General features: G+C 42.1%; 14 protein-coding genes. 5 read left to right on the forward strand and 9 right to left on the reverse strand.

Annotation, left to right across the window (positions count from 1 at the left end; translation table 11 throughout):
* Positions 1–15: 15 nt before the first annotated feature.
* Positions 16–807, forward strand: coding sequence for a bifunctional hydroxymethylpyrimidine kinase/phosphomethylpyrimidine kinase (thiD, locus tag DC083_RS06615; protein WP_109189434.1), 792 nt, complete (start codon positions 16–18; stop codon positions 805–807).
* A 121-nt stretch (positions 808–928) separates the two neighbouring features.
* On the forward strand, positions 929–2320 hold the full coding sequence (locus DC083_RS06620) for an MFS transporter (protein ID WP_109189435.1): 1392 nt from the start codon (positions 929–931) through the stop codon (positions 2318–2320).
* 10 nt (positions 2321–2330) lie between these two features.
* On the opposite strand, the gene rsgA is transcribed toward DC083_RS06620, so the two are convergent.
* The 6 genes from rsgA to serS all read right to left on the reverse strand — a co-directional run bounded on the left by rsgA (position 2331) and on the right by serS (position 8280).
* Positions 2331–3320, reverse strand: coding sequence for a ribosome small subunit-dependent GTPase A (gene rsgA / locus DC083_RS06625; protein ID WP_109189436.1), 990 nt, complete (start codon positions 3318–3320; stop codon positions 2331–2333).
* Between the two features lie 3 nt (positions 3321–3323).
* The gene (fdxA, locus tag DC083_RS06630; protein WP_109189437.1) at positions 3324–3647 is read right to left on the reverse strand and encodes a ferredoxin FdxA; all 324 of its coding nucleotides are present in this window, start codon (positions 3645–3647) and stop codon (positions 3324–3326) included.
* A 132-nt stretch (positions 3648–3779) separates the two neighbouring features.
* Positions 3780–4982, reverse strand: coding sequence for a tyrosine--tRNA ligase (gene tyrS, locus DC083_RS06635; RefSeq protein WP_109189438.1), 1203 nt, complete (start codon positions 4980–4982; stop codon positions 3780–3782).
* A 124-nt stretch (positions 4983–5106) separates the two neighbouring features.
* A complete protein-coding gene (locus DC083_RS06640) occupies positions 5107–6297 on the reverse strand; it encodes a L,D-transpeptidase family protein (protein ID WP_109189439.1) in 1191 nt (396 codons plus the stop codon).
* A 240-nt stretch (positions 6298–6537) separates the two neighbouring features.
* Positions 6538–6789 (reverse strand): YfhL family 4Fe-4S dicluster ferredoxin, encoded by a 252-nt coding sequence (locus DC083_RS06645; RefSeq protein ID WP_109189440.1) that lies wholly within the window; start codon positions 6787–6789, stop codon positions 6538–6540.
* Positions 6790–7011: 222 nt separating this feature from the next.
* Positions 7012–8280, reverse strand: coding sequence for a serine--tRNA ligase (gene serS / locus DC083_RS06650; protein WP_109189441.1), 1269 nt, complete (start codon positions 8278–8280; stop codon positions 7012–7014).
* Between the two features lie 426 nt (positions 8281–8706).
* Between serS and DC083_RS06655 the strand changes: the two genes are divergently transcribed.
* Positions 8707–9261, forward strand: coding sequence for a hypothetical protein (locus DC083_RS06655; protein WP_109189442.1), 555 nt, complete (start codon positions 8707–8709; stop codon positions 9259–9261).
* A gap of 99 nt (positions 9262–9360) precedes the next feature.
* Here the strand turns inward: DC083_RS06655 and DC083_RS06660 are convergent, their stop codons facing one another.
* Positions 9361–10071 carry a hypothetical protein gene (locus DC083_RS06660; protein WP_109189443.1) on the reverse strand — a complete coding sequence of 237 codons (711 nt, stop codon included), beginning with the start codon at positions 10069–10071 and terminating at the stop codon, positions 9361–9363.
* Positions 10072–10958: 887 nt separating this feature from the next.
* On the reverse strand, positions 10959–12425 hold the full coding sequence (locus DC083_RS06665; protein ID WP_109189444.1) for a cation:dicarboxylate symporter family transporter: 1467 nt from the start codon (positions 12423–12425) through the stop codon (positions 10959–10961).
* 442 nt (positions 12426–12867) lie between these two features.
* Between DC083_RS06665 and DC083_RS06670 the strand changes: the two genes are divergently transcribed.
* On the forward strand, positions 12868–16314 hold the full coding sequence (locus DC083_RS06670) for an AAA family ATPase (protein ID WP_109189445.1): 3447 nt from the start codon (positions 12868–12870) through the stop codon (positions 16312–16314).
* A gap of 102 nt (positions 16315–16416) precedes the next feature.
* Complete coding sequence (locus DC083_RS06675) at positions 16417–17292, forward strand: TrmH family RNA methyltransferase (RefSeq protein WP_229822351.1); 876 nt, start codon at positions 16417–16419, stop codon at positions 17290–17292.
* Positions 17293–17766: 474 nt separating this feature from the next.
* Here DC083_RS06675 and DC083_RS06685 read toward each other — a convergent pair whose 3' ends face one another.
* A complete protein-coding gene (locus DC083_RS06685; RefSeq protein ID WP_109189447.1) occupies positions 17767–19863 on the reverse strand; it encodes a pentapeptide repeat-containing protein in 2097 nt (698 codons plus the stop codon).
* Positions 19864–19994: the final 131 nt, after the last annotated feature.

A 19994-nucleotide genomic window follows, 5' to 3' on the forward strand; every position in this document is an offset into this window, starting at 1 on the left:
GTAGGAGAAGGTAGAATGAATAAGATTTTAACCATTGCCGGTTCAGATCCAAGCGGAGGGGCGGGGATTCAAGCAGATTTAAAAGCATTTTCCGCTTTAGGCACTTATGGAATGGCAATTTTATCAGCCTTAACTGCACAGTCAACGCAAGGGGTAGATGGCGTTTTACCGGTTCCTACCGAATTTATCGAGAAACAATATTGTGTGCTCTATGACGATATTATTGCAGATGCAGTCAAGATGGGCGCTTTGGTGAATAGTGATATTATTGAGTGCGTGGCAGGCCTCTTAACCCGTTATCCCATTCCATTTGTGGTATTAGATACGGTGATGATCGCAAAAGGCGGACACCCCTTATTAGCCAATGATGCAGTGAGCGCTATTCGCACGCATCTGTTACCATTAGCGGATATTATTACCCCTAATATTCCCGAAGCCGCAGCATTACTCGACACTGATGAAGCTACTACAGAAGCACAGATGCAGGCACAAGGGGAAGCCTTATTAGCTTTAGGGCCTAAAGCTGTGTTGATTAAGGGTGGACATTTAGAGGCCGAGATTAGCCCTGATCTTCTGGTGACCCAATCAGGAACAGAGCGCTTAGTTAGTCCTCGTATTGCCACTAAAAATACCCATGGAACAGGCTGCACATTGTCTGCGGCGATAGCGGCACTCTATCCTAGTCATGGCTTAGTGAATGGGGTTCGGTTGGCAAAAGAGTATATTGATGGGGCTATTGCTAAAGCTGATAGCTTACAAGTAGGTCAAGGTATTGGGCCTACACACCATTTTTATCGTTGGTGGTAAAAGAGTTATTTAAAAGCGTTCTCTAAAAGTGTTATCTATAAAAAAATCTATCATCGCTATTTTAGCTATATAGTCGCCATTTGAGCCATTTCAATAGAAATAGAGTTAGGAATTGATATTAATGCAGACAATGAATATCCAAGATCTTTTAGATCGTGCTGGTTTTTCACGATTTCAGTGGCGGATTTTTCTTTTTACTTTTGCGATTGCATTCTTTGACGGTTACGATACGGCAGTGATTGGTTATATTGCGCCGAGTTTAATGGGGGAATGGGGGATTGCAAAAGCTGATCTTGCACCGGTACTTAGTGCTGCACTCTTTGGGTTGGCTTTTGGGGCGATTGCCTTTGGGCCGGTAGCGGATAAGATTGGTCGAAAATGGGTATTGTTACTCTCCGTTCTACTTTTCTCTGTCGGGACATTGAGCTCTGGCTGGGCAAATGATCTTCGAACATTAGAGATTTTACGTTTTATTACTGGGATTGGTTTAGGGGCAGCAATGCCGAATGCGGTGACTCTGTTGTCAGAATATTGTCCAAAAGAACGCCGCGCTTTTATTGTCAATACGATGTTTTGTGGCTTTCCTTTAGGTGCTGCTAGTGGGGGCTTTATTGCTAGTTTCTTAATTCCCCAATTAGGTTGGCATTCGATGCTGATTCTAGGGGGATTAATTCCGCTACTATTAACATTTGTGATGTTCTTTAGTCTACCGGAATCGATTCGTTTTCTTTATCAAAAAGAGGGAGATAGTCCTAAGGTAAGAGCGATCTTGGCGCGTATCAATCCTGAAGTTTTAAAGGTTAATCACTTGATCTTATCGGAAATGAAGACTGATACATCTGTAAATGATCATCAGAATGATCAAAAATCAGAATCAGAATCAGAAGTAAAGTCGGGATTAGAATTAGAATCTCAGCATTCTGCGCGTAAAGGCTTATTGCTGGTATTAACACCGCCTTATCTCTTAGGATCATTGATGTTATGGATCGCCTATTTTATGGGGCTTGTGATTTTTTATGGTGTGATGAATTGGATGCCGACACTCTTTCAAGAGAGCGGTGTTGCAGGTGGAACGGCATCAACAGTGACTGGTCTCTTTGCACTAGGCGGGTTAGGTGCAATTATGAATGGTTACTTGATGGATCGATTCAATGGGACTAAGCTCATCGCCGGCCTCTATTTCTTAACCGCCATTTCAGTAGCGCTGATGGGGTTGATGATTGATCTACCGATTGTATTACTGATTATCGTGACACTCTTTGCCGGTATTGTGATGAATAGTGCGCAATCTTCACTTCCGGCATTAGCAGCACAATTCTATCCTACGGCAGGGCGAACCACAGGTGTTTCTATGATGTTGGGGTTAGGGCGTTTTGGCGGAATAGTTGGGTCTTTCTTAGTGGCGCTATTAGTCGCAAAAGGATTGACAATTATCGGAATTTTCTATTTTTTGGCAATCCCGGCGCTTGTTGCTGTTACTGCACTTCTTATAAAAGCGTGGTGGTATCGATAGTAACGGTGATTTACCGCTTCCGTCCCCCTTTCACTTGCCGGGCTTGGCTCGCTTCGACGCTTTGACGAATTTGTAGGTAGCTCTCTAGTCGCCTTTCAGATATTTTGCCTGTGCCAACTGCTTCCCGATACGCACAGCCAGGATCATTTTGATGATGACAATTACTGAATTTGCAAGGAGGAAGAGCTGTCAGTTCAGGGAAACCTTGATCAATAGCACTGAGTGGTAGATGCTCAATATTAAAGCTGCGTACACCAGGAGAGTCAATTAGATAACTCTCGTCCATAGGAAGATGATAGAGTGTAGTGCTTGAGGTGGTATGATTTCCAAGACCTGTTGAAGCATTGATCTTTTGTGTTTGTAGCGCAAGTGATGGAATCAATTGATTTGTTAGAGATGATTTCCCGACACCTGATTGACCGACAAAGATCGAAGTCCGCTCATTCAGAACAGTTTGTAGTTCGACGATCGTTTCAGGTTGATAGATTGAGGTTTGATAAATAGGAATCCCAATTTTTTGATAATCTTCTAAGAACTTCAAGCTCTCTGCATTATCGATGGTATCGCATTTATTGAGAATAAAAGCGACATCAATATCAAAATAGTGAGCCGCAATAATATATCGATCAATCAATGAGGGACTTGGCTCAGGCTGTGGAGCAATGACAATGAAGAGTTGATCAATGTTGGCGGCTAAAATTTTCTCAGCGCCGCCAAATGCAAGGCGAGAAAAGTGGTTTTCTCGAGGTAGCCTTGCAATCACGACAGGTTCATTCTGTTCAAGCATATAGTAGACAAAGTCACCACAAACAATAGTTCCTAAACTTTGACGGACAGAGGCTTTATAAAGATTCAGCGCTTCATCTTCAAGCGTCACATGTTGACCATGCTGAGCGATGACGCGTCCGGAAAATGCCTGATCAAGCTCATCGGCAGAGAGAAGTTGTTCTCGTCTAGTTTCGAGTAATCTTTTTTGTTGGTTCGTGAGTCTACGGGCCATATATTATCGCTCTAAATGAGGAAGTTTATTAGACACACCATCCCACTTTTCCGCTTCAGGCAATGGTGCTTTCTGCTCGGTAATCACTGGCCATTTGCGAGAAAGTTCGGCATTGATATCAAGAAAAATCATCTGCTCGTCACTTAAGTCCGCATCTGAAAGAATTGCACCGGCAGGGCATTCAGGCTCACAGAGTGTGCAGTCGATACACTCATCGGGATCAATCACTAAGAAATTAGGACCTTCGTGGAAGCAATCTACCGGACAAACTTCAACACAGTCTGTATATTTACATAAAATGCAGTTATCAGTTACTACAAAAGTCATAATCGAATCCTTGAAATAGCTATTTGTGAGAGATAGAAAGATCAGAAATGTGTAAATAGCAGAGCCGTTGCATATACTCTCTCTATTTACACATTTGAGCAGTTATTGTGGCGATGCTTTATAATAAACGCTTTATTTTACAATAACCTTGGCAATACGGCGTTTACCCACTTGAATAATCACCTCATCACCTGTTTTTAATGTTACTGATCGATCTTCAACACGCTCTTGGTTAATGCGAACAGCGCCTTCATTGATCATGCGGAAGCCTTCAGAGTTAGAACCTACTAAACCAGCTTCTTTCATCGCTTGAGCAATCCCGATTTCTCCATTTTCTGATTGAACAATTTTCTCTTCGATATTCTCAGGAAGATTGCCTTTTTGGAAGCGCTCGATAAAGTTACGTTGTGCTTCTTCTGCAGCCGCTTCATTGTGATAACGAGTAATCAGCTCTGCACAGAGCTCAAATTTAATGTCACGAGGATTGCGACCCTCTTTCGCTTCTTTTTGTAATTGTGCGATATCCGCATTAGAACGGAAGCTCAGTAATTCAAAATAACGCCACATTAAATCATCAGAGATCGACATCAACTTACCAAACATATCATCCGGCGTATCATCAACACCGATATAGTTACCGAGTGATTTTGACATCTTATTGACACCATCTAAGCCCACAAGTAGTGGCATAGTAATTGCGCATTGTGGTTTAGTAATACCGTAAGCTCGCTGTAGATCCCGTCCCATTAAGAGATTAAACTTCTGATCTGTACCGCCTAGTTCTACATCTGTTTTAAGATGAACTGAGTCATAACCTTGAAGTAGAGGATAGATAAATTCATGGATCGCAATCGGTTGCTGTGATTTATAACGTTTCTCAAAATCATCCCGCTCAAGCATTCTTGCAACGGTATGTTTTGATGCCAATTGAATCATGCCACTTGTCCCTAACTCATTGAGCCAATGGGAGTTAAATACAACTTTTGTAAGTGCAGGATCAAGTACTTTAAAGATCTGCTCTTCATAAGTTTTCGCGTTTGCAAGTACTTGCTCACGAGTGAGGGGCTTACGGGTTGCATCTTTACCTGAAGGGTCACCGATCATACCGGTAAAATCACCGATTAAGAAGTTTACTTGATGACCAAGGTCTTGGAAGTGACGCATTTTATTGATTACAACAGTATGTCCAAGATGGAGATCCGGCGCAGTAGGGTCAAAGCCTACTTTAATTTGTAGTTGACGATTTTCTTTTAACTTTGCTGTTAAATCTTCGATTGAGATAATCTCATCGGTACCACGTTTGATAATCTCTAGACTCTCTTCAATGGTTGCCATATCTTTTATTGTCCTAACTTTTTTAAATAGATTACACTCTGAAAATAGATTACCTTCCGTACAAGAGTGTCGATTGAAGGGAAGGTAGAATTTGTATTGATATCCGCTTATCTTCTAGAATAACTTATCGTCTAGGATAAGATGGCTCGGGAAATGTGACCTGATCATCAGGGACACTGATCGGAACAGTGACTTCAAAAGGATCAGGTGTTAATCGAACCTCTTTTGTGATGACCTGAATATCTGAATTTTGAGTCGACTGACTTGATGAGGGTACGCTATTCGTTGTAGTTGCCGGAATGTCATAAGGCTGTGGGGTAGAATAGAGCTCAATCGGTGCGTGATTGTTGCTGTTTTGATAGCTATTGGTAGATTGCATCCGTTGACTATTGAATGGACTACTTTTTTGACCAACAATAATTGGCACACCACTTTGTTGTTCTACAGCAAGGTTCACTAGATCATAATTAACTGATGTATTGGGATGTTCTTCAAGATATTGCTCAAGTTGTGATAGCGCTTTAGCTTTCAAATCTGCAACAGAAAGATTATCTTCATCAAGTGGAGGATGAACTTCGATTAGAAGGTCATTACCTAAGAAACCAAACTTTATAGGTTCATTAAGGAAGGTGACAACGGTATTCGTGGGGACGATATCGTAAAGTTGCTCGATATGTTGGGGGTAAAAGCGCATACAACCATGGGTTACACGCATGCCAATACCAGTCTGTTCATTCGTACCATGAAGAAGATAGCTGGGAAGTGAAAGACGTAATACACGTGTTCCAAGTGGATTATCAGGACCTGCAGGCACTACACCAGGCAGGGTACCACGTCCCATCTCTTCATGTTCACGACGAATACTTGCAGGTGGATACCATGCAGGATTTTCTTGTTTACGTGTAATCGACCAAGAGCCTAATGGAGTTTTCCAATCCATACGACCGACACCGACAGGATAGACATAAACGGTATCTGAATCTTTTAGAAAGTAGTAAGTCCGCATTTCAGGAATATTAGAGACAATGCCGGAACGTTTTCCTTCAGGGAGAATAAATTGCAGCGGCAACAGGATAGGGCGCTGTTCATTAAGAAGCCAAGGATTGATTCCAGGGTTAGCCCACTTAAGTTCCTCATAGCCCATCTCAAAACGAATGGTCAAATCCGCAAGGGATTCATGTTTGTTAGGGGTAACATACCGAATCTCACCAATGACATCATCGCCGGGTGCGGGCATTTTATACTCAATATTTTTTTGCGCATAAACTGCTGAAATGAGTAAGCTTGCTGAAAGCAAAATTTGTTTTATCTTCATAGCACGATCTCTAATAATCGACAAAGGTCAATAGAATGTTAATGGTTGATAGCATCTTATCAGGGGTGAATCTTATGTCATCGAAATATTAAAATATCAGAAGATCGATTTCACTATAGATTCATTCAATAAAGGCTGTTTATATTATCGCTATTAAAATGAATATGCGATATTTTTCAGGTAATTATCAATTATCGACTAATTGCAATCACTAACAGACTATCACTTTCATCGTCATATTTAACTTTGCTCTTGTAGATGATGGAATTTTTCCATTAACTCTTCTTGAGTCTCTACACGATCAGGATTTTTAGGAATACACTCCACAGGGCAAACTTCAACGCATTGTGGTGTATCAAAGTGACCGACACATTCTGTGCATTTATTAGGGTCGATCATATAGATTTCAGGACCCATTGAGATCGCCTCATTAGGGCACTCAGGTTCACATACATCGCAGTTGATGCACTCATCAGTAATCATTAATGCCATTTTTATTCTCCTATCATAAATAGCAAGAAATTATAAGTTATTCATTGCTATCAATTTACATGCTTTGAAAATAGAAGAGAATCAATGCGACTTGATCCTCTTATCTCTATTTTTGAATTTAGTGTTTAAAATACTTTTTAATCTCTTTGATACTATCAAATTATCTTCTTTGAAGTGTGATTCTTCTAATGTATCACCTCTTCAATATCTCAGGTTTATGATTTAGAGATATTCAGCGCCACCCATATAAGGTTTTAATACTTCAGGGATTCTAACGCGGCCATCGGCTTCTTGATAGTTCTCTAAGACTGCAACCAGTGTTCGACCTACTGCTAATCCTGATCCATTCAATGTGTGAATCAATTCAGGTTTACCTGTTTCACTATTTCTGAAACGGGCTTTAAGGCGACGCGCTTGGAAATCTTCACAGTTAGAGCAAGAAGAAATTTCACGATACTTTTGTTGTCCCGGTAACCAAACTTCTAGATCGTAAGTCTTCGCTGCCGAGAAGCCCATATCGCCGGTGCATAGTACAACGCGGCGGTAAGGGAGTTCGAGTTTCTCAAGGATCGTTTCAGCGTGTCCTACTAAGCGCTCAAGAGCATTATAAGAATCTTCAGGTTTAGTGAAATGAACAAGCTCTACTTTTTCAAATTGATGTTGGCGAATCATACCACGAGTATCGCGGCCGTAACTTCCAGCTTCAGAGCGGAAGCAATTACTTTGTGCGGTCACTTGTAGTGGCAGAGTTGCTTCTTCTAAAATCTCATCTTGGGCAAGATTCGTAAGTGAAACTTCTGCTGTTGGAATGAGATAGAAATTACGCTCATCTTCTAATTTAAAGAGATCTTCAGAAAACTTCGGAAGCTGCGCTGTCCCATAGAGGCTCTTTTGATTCACAATCACAGGGACATTGACTTCCATATAGCCATGTTCTTGCGTATGAGTATCTAACATAAATTGCGCAAGCGCCCGGTGTAAGCGCGCCATACTCGATTTAAGAATTACAAAACGAGAGCCGCTAATTTTAGCTGCTGCTTCAAAATCCATGCCGAGTTTTTCGCCGAGAGAGACGTGGTCTTTCGGTTCAAAATCAAATTCTTTAGGCGTTCCCCAACGTTTGACTTCAACGTTATCATCTTCATTTTTGCCTAAAGGAACATCATTGTGAGGGATGTTCGGCATATCAAGTAACATTGAATCAAGTTCTGTTGCGACTTTACTAAGAGTCTGTTCTACGTCCGCAAGCTTGTCGCCGAGTTGAGCCACTGACGCCATAATTTCAGAGACATCTTCACCTTTCGATTTCGCAATACCAATCTGTTTAGAAGTAGTATTTCGCTCGTTTTGTAGTTCTTGTAGCGAAGTTTGGAGGTGGCGACGTTGTTCTTCTAGTTCGTTAAAACGCGCAACATCAAATTGATAGCCACGTTTTGCGAGCGCGGCAACAACATCATCTAAATTCTGTCTTAATAAGCGTGGATCAATCACAGTTAATGTCCTTCGTGAAGTCTGAAAATTGACCTTGCATTATATACGAAAAAGCATCTTTCTTCCAAAGTAAATCCTAATGAGTAGAGAAGTTGAAAAAGTTGCTTGAATCGGTGTCTAGCAAGGGGTTGAAACTAAGATATTGTATTATCCTACCATCGTCTAATAAATAGTCGACATTTTTGATACAGCTTCATAAATATCGATTCATCAATATCTGTTCGTCCATATCGGTTCATCTATATCCGAGAATTTGAAAGAGCGTCCTGAAAGTCACTTTGGTCACTCCCTTTTACTCTCTTTTTGGTATTTGTACGGGCGGCTATCTTGATGATAATGCACTATAACGTTATTCTAGTTTAATCAATCCCGCAGAAGATAATTTCTGCTCGTCCCCTTTTTCTCCCCAATGAACTGGTAATCACTATGAAGTATCAAGATAGCGCTGTTTCTCACGATCGTAATATTCAAGAGGATATGTCACCTATTCCAAGAAAAAAATCCTTTTTAAAAGTGGGAAAATCATTTGCATTAATAGTCGGTGCAATACTCTTTTTGAGTGCTTGTAGTCATATCGAACAATCACAGTATCAAGCGATGGATCAATATCGTGCAGTGATAGCACAAGAGCAAGGTTGGGATGAAGCGACCCGAGAAGAGATCTTTTTAGATCAAATCTGGTATAACCCGGCATTATGGCAGAGAGCGGACGGAAAAACGGCTGTAGAGGGAGAACTTGAGAAAGCCTTTTTAGGCTGCTTGACGGGCGCTAAATCAGTAGAAGAGGGCATCAGTAGTAATGTCGGCGGTAAAGACCCGATTCAAATTATCCACGCGCGCGCCACCGTTGAGCTCTGTATGGTCAGTAAAGGTTATCAACCGATTAATGAGCGTCGTGCTTTGATTTGCGAAAGTGATTATTACGATGTATTGCCGGTCTGTTATTTTTCTCGGGATTTAGTGCGGAATTACCGTGATTGATTGCAGAAGATGATTTGAGGATGCTTAAAAAGCATTGAAAATCTTTAAAATGATCGAAATATCAATCATTATCGTTACTCATAGTTGTATTACAAGTTATTAGGCTGTTTCAATCAATCGGTATTTTTGGGCGAGTGTAATTGCATTTTGCATTGCAGTTTTCAGAAGTGGTTGAAGATAATCAAAGTGCTCGTGCTCAAGATCAAGATGATGAATGACTCTAAGTAGAGATGCCAGCTGTGCTGAGATCTCGAGCTGAAGTAAATAGAGTGCCGAGGATTCTTGCTTATCTGTAAAGGGATAATGGGTATCGTAGTAGAGAATAAGATCGTGAAAAGTCTTAATGACATTTAATCTTTCGGGGGTGAATTTGGCAATAAACTCTTGTTCCGTCAGATAGATCGGTTTTGCGTGAGCGCTGAGCTTCAAATCTTGCAAATATTCTTCTGTACCATAATTTTGGGACAGTGCAGTAATCTTTTCGGCGAAAATCTCTAACATAAATTGGAAATGTTGCATAAAGAGTTGCCGCTCAAGCTCTGTACGTGTGCGAACCATCTCCTCTCGATTAATTTTAAGCTCTTCGCGATTGAGTTGTAGATCTTCCCGCTGTAGATGTAGGGAGTAGATTACACCGGTAAATGCCACACCGGTAAAGAGTGCCACGATAGCATCGAAGAAGATACTCTCATTATCAGGGCTCTGCAGTGTAAGATAGATCGCAATGAGCCACGTCATCATAATAAAAGCAATAGTAACGGCAAACATCCAACTAAATTCACGACGTTGCTTCTTAGGCGAATTGCGCATTGTATGAGAATCCTCTACTGATGATTATGTGGTCAATATCTAATTATTTTTATCATTAATAATGACAAATGATTATAGCAGGATTTATCGCATAGCCGGGGAGAAATAGCTCGTTCTTCTCACAATCGTGCGCCGGCAAATTAAGCAATTTCACTGCTTGAGCTGATATGCTGGAAATGTGGCATATGTTCAATATCTAAGCCGGAGAGAACGACCCCGTTTTTATCCTAATCGTGCGCCGGCAGTTGTGGCATTTTTAGTACCGAGAAATTAACGATTACTCATTTGCGGGCGCGGGATTGTTCTGGATATGCAAACATTCCCTCCCGCCGGGAATCAGTTTTTGTTTGGAGTAACTAAGAAGATCAGTCACATCGCCGGGGAGAAGTATCCCGTTTTTATCCTAATCGTGCGCCGGCAGTTGTGGCATTTTTAGTACCRAGAAATTAACGATTACTCATTTGCGGGCGCGGGATTGTTCTGGATATGCAAACATTCCCTCCCGCCGGGAATCAGTTTTTGTTTGGAGTAACTAAGAAGATCAGTCACATCGCCGGGGAGAAGTATCCCGTTTTTATCCTAATCGTGCGCCGGCAGTTGTGGCATTTTTAGTACCAAGAAATTAACGATTACTCATTTGCGGGCGCGGGATTGTTCTGGATATGCAAACATTCCCTCCCGCTGGGAATCAGTTTTGGTTTGGAGTAATTAAGAAGATTACTCACTTGCGGGCGCGGGATTGTTCTGGATATGCAAACATTCCCTCCCGCCGTGAATCAGTTTCTATTTGCAATAATAGAATAAGGGATTCACGACGAAAGGGAATGTGTTGTTTAACGATTGTTGACTATTAATAGGTTACTATTAATGGGGGCTGTTAATGGTTATTAAATACTATTTGCATTGCCATCCGCATTATCGTTTCCATCGGCGCTTAATACTGCTTCAGGATCTTTATAACGATCTTCATTGAGAAGTCCAAGCTCTTTATCGGTCGCAACGGCGGAAGTCATTGCCCCTGAAATATTAGTCATTGTGCGTGCCATATCAATAAGTGGATCAATGGCTAATACCATACCGATGAGGGGGAAGTATTCGCCCATTCCCATTCCTGAGAGCGCAACAGTGGCCGCAATCGTTGCAGTTCCAGGAACGCCGGCGATACCGATAGAACCGATGACAATAACAATGAGAAGCATAATGTAGAATTGTAGATTCATCTCAATACCCACCATATTGGCCACCATCATCACAAGGAGCGCCGGGAAGAAACCTGCGCAACCATTCATCCCCATTGTGGTGCCTAATGAGGGAACCAGATTGGCGGTGCCGCCGGAAACCCCTAAGCGCTCTGTCAATGTAGAGATAGTCATCGGCAATGTTCCCACCGATGAGCGACTTGAAAATGCCATTACCAAAGTATCCCGAGATTTCTTGAGGAACATCATTGGCGAGAGCCCGTGAGCCCCGATAATCATCAGATGAATGACCACCATAATAAATGAGGCAACATAGATCGCAACGACAAAGCCCAATACTTTTTGAACCGCCGGTAAACCATGATTCATAATGGTGCCGGCAAGGAGCGCAATGACGGCATAAGGCATATATTTAATAATGGTCATCGTCATACTCATTACAATTTTATGAAGCGCATCGATGAGCTGTTTAAAGACACCGATCACTTGGGGGGCTTTCGGTGCCATACGGTTTGCGGCAATTCCTAAGAGCGCGGAGAAGATCACAAGACCGATAATGTTGTTGCTGTTCATTGCCGAGATAATATTGCTCGGAACAAGATTGACAAAGGTATCCACTAAATTCGAGACTTCACGCTGTTTTGCGGCGGTGACAATAATTTCATCGCCTTTACCTAGCCCCATTACAGCGGCAATGACCATTCCTAATATTGCCGCAATCCCTGTGGTAAAGAGTAGCCAAAAGATTCCACGACGGGTAATTTTCGGGAGTGATTTATCAGCCCCAAAGTCTAAGACCACTTTAACAATAGAGACGAAGACAAGTGGAATTACAATCATCCGAATGAAAGCAATAAAGGTCTTCCCAAAAAGCCCGTACCAAATACTACTCTCTTTGAGTGCAGTGGTCGTTTGATCGGGGAATCCCGCTAAGAATTGTGCGCCAAGTCCGATAACGGCCCCAAAAATCAAGCCAACTAACATTCGCATAAAGAAGCTGATCTTACGCTTTTGCATCTGATAAATCAGATAAAAAGAGATCAATAATACCATAATCGCAATAATCGTTTGATATTGGGTAATTGCAAGAAACTGTTGGAAAAATGGCCCGCTAAATAGCGAGTCATTGACGGGCTCCGGAATAGTCGTTGGCATAATGTTCATCCTTATGGGGTTATCAATCTAATTCTCAATTTTAATTCATACCTGGTTTGCAGGTTAAGTATGTATTTTTGAATTATCCGCTAAAGTGACAAAATTGCAACTATTTTTTCAAGGATTAGACGAGTATTTGCAGCACATTATGTGTATTACGTTTTTGTGGCTATCAATCAGTAATCCATAATTCCATAATTCCATAATCCATACTTCATAAGTAATAAGCAACGATGAATAATTAACAATCATAGGGGAGAATGGATAGTTGTGCCGTAATCAATATAGGGTAAATAGATGTGACAAAATGATAATTCATTGCGCTAAGGCAAATGATTAGCAGGAAGCAAAACGTAAATTATGGTATTTTATAGCGTTTGTTTTCGACTCATTTTGAGTGAGATTTCTTCCATTTTCCCATTGACAGCAAGCGGCAGAGAATATGCGATTAAGTAAAGTAAAACTATCTGGCTTTAAATCTTTTGTAGATCCCACGACTTTTGTATTGACTGGGAAACTCAATGGTATTGTGGGGCCAAATGGTTGTGGTAAATCGAATATTATCGATGCAGTGCGTTGGGTAATGGGGGAATCATCGGCGAAACAACTTCGTGGTGAGTCGATGAGCGATGTGATTTTTAATGGTTCAGAGCGCCGTAAACCGGCAGGGCTTGCCTCTATTGAATTGATTTTTGAAAATGAAGACGGTCGTCTTGGCGGGAAATGGGCGGAATATCGGGAGATCAGTGTTCGCCGGACTTTAGATCGGGAGGGGAAGAGTCAATATTTCTTAAATGGGACTCGTTGTCGCCGCAGAGATATTACCGATATCTTCTTAGGAACCGGCCTTGGTCCTCGCTCTTATGCCATTATTGAGCAAGGAATGATCTCGCGTATCGTAGAATCGAAAGCGGATGATCTGCGTAGCTTTTTTGAAGAAGCGGCGAATATCTCTAAATATAAAGAGCGCCGGCACGAGACAGAATTACGCATTGAGCATACTCGAGATAACCTTGAGCGCTTGACCGATATTCGAGGTGAGCTCGGTAAGCAGTTAGCCAAATTAGAGCGACAAGCGGCTACAGCGATGAAGTATCAAGCCCTAAAACAGGAAGAACGTGCATTAGGATATGTAGAGGTCTCTTCACAAAAAAATGATATTGAAACCGCAATAGCACATCTCTTAGAGAGTTCAGCTTCTGAATATGAGACTTTTCAACTCACGGTTGCGCAATTTAATCAGGTGACAACAGAGTTATCAAGTCAAAAGCAACAGTTTGAAGCCCTTGAAAAGGAGGTTGCACAGAAAAATAGCGAACTCTATCCTTATAAGCAGAAAGTCGATCATCTGAAGCACGAAATTGTGCGGATTCGCGCGTTAGAGGCGCAGGAACTAGAATCGCAAGCAGAATGGCAAGAAAATGGTGTTCGACTTGAAACGGAAGTGGCCAATAGTCGTGAAATTTTAGCAGATCTACAGCAGAAGTTAGAAGAAGCGCAATTTATTGCCGAGAGTGAAAGCGAGCAACTTTGGGGAGAAGAGGAAGCGCTGTCAGAGTTAGAACAATCGGTCGAAGCGCTACAGGCAGAATATATTGCGATTCGGGATCAAATTAGTGAGATTAAGCAGAAATTAGAACTCAATCGCCATACAAAGCAGTATCAATTAGAGCGCGCTAAAGCGATGGATGAGGAGCGTAATACTTTAGCCAAGAGTGAGTTGCCGGCAGAAGATCCCGCTTCTGATGAAGCATTCATTATGGAAGAGACGCTGATTATTCAACAGGAGAATCAAGCGCAATTAGAGGCAGGTATTGAAGCGATACAGACGGAGATCAATACTCTAAGCCAAGGGATTACTCATCTAGAAAAGGAGCAACGTACGCTTTTAGCGAGTCGTAATCAGCTTGCCGGTGAAGTGAGTATGTTAGAGAAGATGAATCTCTCTGATGATAAAGAAGCGCAATCGCCTCTTTTTGAACATCTGAAAGTCTCAGATGGTTGGAATGGTGCGGTAGATACAGCGCTTCGTCATCAATTATTACTCAGTACACGCCGGCAACGAGGCGAAAGTTATATTGCTGGGGAAACACCTTATCAATATAGCGAGCAGCACTTAGGCTATTATGTAGAGAGCGATTTAGCGCTTGGTTCGCTACTTTCCCATATCTATGCATTTGATGATACGACGCTTGATCTGCTCTCATTGGAGAAAGATCCGCATTTTATCGCCTTGCGTGAGCGGTTAGCATTGCACGAAATGATTGCCACTAAATCCGGCTTACTCTTTGGGCCGGATTGGGCAATTTATAGTACGGAAGAGGCGAATTTTGGGATTTTGGCTCGTCAACGCTCCTTAGAGAAAGCGAAAGTTGAGATTCAAGAAGTGGATGCTCGACTGGAGATATCTGATGAAGCGCTCTATGAGAAAGAGGAACGCCGAGAGGCTTTGCAGCAGGATCTCACCGAAAAACAGAAACAGTTACAGAAACTCTCTCGAGATATTTTTGATCTTGAGAAAAAGCTCAGCCTTGTATTGCAGGCGAAAGATCATCAAGCAAAAGAGCGGCATCGTATTGAGAGCCGTTTAGCGGTATTGACCAAAGAACAGGCACTAAATCAAGAATCGTTAAGTGCTTTAGAGACAGAAATTGAAGCTGGTGAAAAGGCTTATGTAGAATTAGAGCAGCGTTGGCAAGCGCTTTCAACAAAATATGACGAGCAGAAACGGCACTATGAGGCGCGTCGTAAGGCCTTTGATCAACGCAAATCGCATCATTTAGAGCAGAAGCGACAAGGTGAGCAATTGCAACTACAGATCACGTTGCACCAGGAGCGGAAAAATCGCGCAGAGAGTGAGTTAAATCATCTAAGAGCACGATTAGAATCGCAACAATCACAGAATGATTATAGTGCGCAAGTGGCCGAGATTGAGGAATCTTTGATGATTGCCGAAGATCATCTATTGCAATTTGAGGCCACTTTAACGGATCTACATCACAATTTTGAAGCAGCAAAAGAAGCAATTCGTGCGTTAGAAGCGAAGAAAGTCATTGAGGAGGAGCGGTTAAGCGCGCAAAAAGGGGCGCTGAATCAATTCTCCATTCGAGAAGCAGAACTCAATACTAAGCTTAGTATCATTATGGAGCAGTGGCAGCAGTTACAGCTTGAGATGAGTGCAGAAGAGATGGAAGAAGCCTCAGCACAATATGGAGAGCTTGCAACGGCTGAATTGAAAGCGGCGCTAGAACGAACACAAAATGCGATTCAAAAAATTGGGGCTGTCAATCTAGTGGCGATTACCGAATGTGAAGAGTTGCGAGAGCGTAAATCCTATCTTGATACGCAAAATGAGGATCTTGAAGCGGCATTAGCAATGTTAGAGAAAGCAATTAAAGAGATTGACGATGAAACCCGTAATCGCTTTATGGAGACCTTTAATGCGGTCAATGATGATTTCTCAAGGCTATTCCCTCGTCTGTTTGGTGGCGGTAAAGCGTATCTTGCCTTAACGGAAGAGGATGCACTGACAAGTGGCGTAAATATTATCGCGCATCCGCCGGGGAAAAAGCCGGGGACGATTCACCTACTTTCAGGCGGTGAAAAAGCACTGACGGCAATGGCATTAGTCTTTGCGATTTTTAACTTAAATCCTGCGCCTTTCTGTATGCTCGATGAAGTGGATGCGCCCCTTGATGAGGCGAATGTTCGCAGGCTAGGGGAGCTGATTGATGAGATGAGTGAGAAGGTGCAATTTATCTTTATTACCCATAATAAAGCGACAATGACGATCTCAGATTCTCTGATCGGTGTGACGATGGCTGAACCGGGGGTTTCTCGTCTAGTATCGGTAAGCCTTAAAGATGCGATGGAGATGGTGGATGAGTAACGCTGAGGAATTTTGGGTTTTGCATTTTGATTGGGAAACTTTACTGAGACGGTATTGAATCGTGATAGATCATATCTGATAGATCAGATTAAAAGAGAAGAGATGAAAAAGATGGGACAAAAGATCATTAAGCGAGAGATTTCCTCGGCAACGAATGACCGAATGAAGCACCTGAAAAAATTAGGACAGAAACGTTATCGGGATCAAAGTGGGTTATTCCTGATTGAAGGTTTTCATCTTGTGGAAGAGGCGATTAAGCATCGTGCGATGATTACAACCATTATCTATGCTACAGATCTCTCAGCGGAGAACCGAGCAGTCTTAGAGATGATGATCGCCACAATCGAGGTCAGTGCAGAAGTAGGTGAGCCGGAATCCACTCTGGAGCTTTTAGAAGTAACGCCAAGTATTTTGCAATCGCTTTCGCAAACGATCACACCTCAAGGGATTATGGCGGTAATTGCAAAGGCACCGTTATTGATGGCGGATTTTCTACATCAGCTCTCATCTTCAGCATCATCTGCTAAAACGCGGGCATTGCCGCATCTCTTACTGCTTGATCAAGTACAAGATCCCGGCAATGTAGGGACGATGATTCGTACGGCTGAAGCAGCAGGTTTTGCCGGCGTAATTCTTGGGGAAGGAACTGCGGATCTCTACAATGATAAGACGATTCGAGCAACGCAAGGTGCGCTTTTTCAATTACCGATTTTAACGGCATCTCTCTCTGAATTATTACCGAAACTGCATCAAATTGGATATTGTTCTTGGGTGACCACATTAGAAGAAGCGAGTTTTTACTCGGAGCTCACTCAACCCCAAAAAGTCGCGATAGTGATGGGGAATGAGGGGAATGGCGTTGATCCCAAGTTACAATCGATGGCCACAGAGCGCGTTAAAATCCCAATGCTTGGTGAAGCGGAATCTCTCAATGTCGCCATTGCCGCCGCAATTTTGACTTATCAATTTGTAAGATAGTCGATTGAGGTTCTAAAGCAAAGCTGATTCCCGGCGGGAGGGAATGTTTGCAAATCCATAACGATCCCGCGCCCGCAGTTGAGTGATTCTCTAATCCCGATAGTTAACTGATCCTTGATATTGAGAAATCGACCATTTTTATCTTCTTGATTCAAATCGTAAAGTGGCCTCATTTGCCGGTGCACGATAGTGGTCATAACGGGATCATTCGCCCGGCGATGGGATAGCTCTTCTTAGTTATTCCAAATGGAAGCTGATTCCCGGCGGGAGGGAATGTTTGCATATCCATAACGATCCCGCGCCCGCAGTTGAGTGATTCTCTAATCTTGGTAGTAACTGATCCTTGATATTAAGAAATCGACCATTTTTATCTTATTGATTCAAATCGTGAAGTGGCCTCATTTGCCGGCACACGATAGTGGTAAGAACGAGATCATTCGTTCCGGCGATGGGACAGCTCTTCTTCGTTGTGCTTTATGATTCTTTGTTGTTTTCATTATTTGCGGGTTTAGTGCTGTTGGTAACATTATTGCTGATACAGTTGCGATAGGAGCTTTGCACCATTTCTAGTGTTTCTTCGCCGCAGGCGGTTTTTACAACTTGTTGACTCTTTTGCATTTGATCATCTCGCTTTTTCGATTGATCAAAGTCAGAGAACATTCGTACGGCTAAACATTTCTCTTTGGGATTTAAGGATTCGTAAAAGGCTTGATAGTTCCGATTTTTTTCTTTAAACATCCGATAGAAGACCGCGAGATTATCCCGCGTTTTGATCTGCTCTAAGCTACGATGACCGCTATAGGTTTCACCGGGTTGTTGGTTTGATCCACTTCGCATTAAGGTTTCGTGGGCTTGCTTGGCTTCTGCTATTGGAATCCGCCACGCAGGTTGTAGAAGTTGAGTCTGATATTGCTCATAAAGCTCCGGAATGGATTGCAAGCTCTCGGTATTATTAGGATTGAGATAGATGCGTTTCTGAATCTCTTGAGTTTTTCGATCCTCTTTAATGAGCTCAATCACTGCTTCTCGCTCAAGGCTCGTGCAATTAGCAAAGCCGGGAAGCCCATTAATGCCGAGAAATTCAATACGACCTTTAATAAAATCATCATAGCTAAAGCGAGTATGAAGCATTGTTGTACCGTAAAAGTAAGCCTTATGGAAAATATGGGTAAAGTTTGCCCGAATACAGTTAGCATACTTAAAGGTGGTATTGGTAATTTGGGCATTGATAAAGGATGCTGAGTTACAATCCGCCATTGTGAAGCTAGAGATATTGAGAATGGCAGAATTAAAATTCGCGTGAATACAGCTACTATAATCAAAAGTGACATAGTTTAAGCGCGCGTGGGTAAAATTGACATTGCGCAGGTTGGCATAAGAGAGATCTGCGTGATCACTATAAATCCCTTTGAGAATAGAACTTGCTAAATTCATCTTAAAGTTCAAGGCGCGTACAAGGGGTTTATCGTGAGAATACTCTTTTTTACTCAAGAGACGAAAGAGAATCGCAATCTCATTACCGGGCTCTTCCTCTTTTTTACGAATAATCCGAGAATCATCATCGTAGCGCTCGGCATAGGCTCGAGGGAAGCGCAATTTCGCAATAGATGGGTAATAGGTTAAGAGATACTCTTCGCTATTGGTGAGCGTACGAATATGACCACAGAGAATGCTGAGTACCTGTTCATAGAGGGAAAAAGCTTTGAGATAGGCTTTAATCTGCGATTGATCAGCGGGATTTCGGCGTAGATAATGTTCTTTTAAGCGACGTTGCCCTTTGAGCTCTGAAGCAGGCAGCGGTTTATCGGTGCGATAAGGGATAATCGGGTAATCTTTGTAACGATAGTAATAGACATAATGGTTACGGGGATTGAGATAAGGCAGCGCTTTTGCCGCATCTTTGACAATCTCCCAGAGGATATAGATTCCGCCTAAACGTACCGATTCATTTTTATCACCTAATAATTTAATTCCCTCTAACATCCGGCGGTCAACTTCGCTTTCACGATCTTTTTGCTGCGTATATTCAAGGTGCTTTTCTGATTGACGTAGAGAGCGATGACGGACAGAAGCGACATAGGCAGAGACACTAAATCCTAATACTGCGAAAGTACCAAAGTAGAGCGAGGTTAGAAAAGTGTACTCCCCCGCATAGAGTTTTGCCGGCGGCACTTGGGCGATAAAGGAGATCAAGTCAATAAAGAGTAACGATAAGATCAATACCATTGGGCTCGTAATAATCACTAATATGAAGAGGCTTGGACGTGTTACGAGCTTTTTAATAATGGGAGACGCTTCATCTTTTTGTACCTGTATTAATGTACGTTTCAGCGACATTAAAAAGGCATTAAAGAGCATACTGAGCAAAATAAAGGCTACAGGAATCGTGAGGAAGAGACTGAGAAGAGAGACTTGTCCAATAATGGGCGAGTGAATAGTCAACCAAAGTATGACCGGAATCAGCGCAAGTAATTGCCCGCTTTTTCGGCGTGATGAACGGTTTCTAAGCATTTTCATACCTAGATTTTGTAATTTGGTTTTCATTTGGCTCATTAAGGGAATGCGGGACATAGCGCTCCTGTGAAAGATGATAATAATAAATATTAAAGGATATTAAAGGAAAAGTATTGTTGGAATGATATTGATGAAATGAGAGATGACCTCTCAGAAAGGTGATCTTAAAGAATAGGTATTATTTTCAT

It is taken from the genome of Ignatzschineria ureiclastica (assembly GCF_003121845.1).
Classification (GTDB): domain Bacteria; phylum Pseudomonadota; class Gammaproteobacteria; order Cardiobacteriales; family Wohlfahrtiimonadaceae; genus Ignatzschineria; species Ignatzschineria ureiclastica.

What these genes read in the sequence shown, in the direction of transcription:
- thiD (WP_109189434.1), top strand. Translation starts at nt 16, where the DNA reads ATGAATAAGATTTTAACCATTGCCGGTTCAGATCCAAGCGGAGGGGCG.
- DC083_RS06620 (WP_109189435.1), top strand. Translation starts at nt 929, where the DNA reads ATGCAGACAATGAATATCCAAGATCTTTTAGATCGTGCTGGTTTTTCA.
- rsgA (WP_109189436.1), bottom strand. Translation starts at nt 3,320, where the DNA reads ATGGCCCGTAGACTCACGAACCAACAAAAAAGATTACTCGAAACTAGA.
- fdxA (WP_109189437.1), bottom strand. Translation starts at nt 3,647, where the DNA reads ATGACTTTTGTAGTAACTGATAACTGCATTTTATGTAAATATACAGAC.
- tyrS (WP_109189438.1), bottom strand. Translation starts at nt 4,982, where the DNA reads ATGGCAACCATTGAAGAGAGTCTAGAGATTATCAAACGTGGTACCGAT.
- DC083_RS06640 (WP_109189439.1), bottom strand. Translation starts at nt 6,297, where the DNA reads ATGAAGATAAAACAAATTTTGCTTTCAGCAAGCTTACTCATTTCAGCA.
- DC083_RS06645 (WP_109189440.1), bottom strand. Translation starts at nt 6,789, where the DNA reads ATGGCATTAATGATTACTGATGAGTGCATCAACTGCGATGTATGTGAA.
- DC083_RS06655 (WP_109189442.1), top strand. Translation starts at nt 8,707, where the DNA reads ATGAAGTATCAAGATAGCGCTGTTTCTCACGATCGTAATATTCAAGAG.
- DC083_RS06660 (WP_109189443.1), bottom strand. Translation starts at nt 10,071, where the DNA reads ATGCGCAATTCGCCTAAGAAGCAACGTCGTGAATTTAGTTGGATGTTT.
- DC083_RS06665 (WP_109189444.1), bottom strand. Translation starts at nt 12,425, where the DNA reads ATGCCAACGACTATTCCGGAGCCCGTCAATGACTCGCTATTTAGCGGG.
- DC083_RS06670 (WP_109189445.1), top strand. Translation starts at nt 12,868, where the DNA reads ATGCGATTAAGTAAAGTAAAACTATCTGGCTTTAAATCTTTTGTAGAT.
- DC083_RS06675 (WP_229822351.1), top strand. Translation starts at nt 16,417, where the DNA reads ATGAAAAAGATGGGACAAAAGATCATTAAGCGAGAGATTTCCTCGGCA.
- DC083_RS06685 (WP_109189447.1), bottom strand. Translation starts at nt 19,863, where the DNA reads ATGTCCCGCATTCCCTTAATGAGCCAAATGAAAACCAAATTACAAAAT.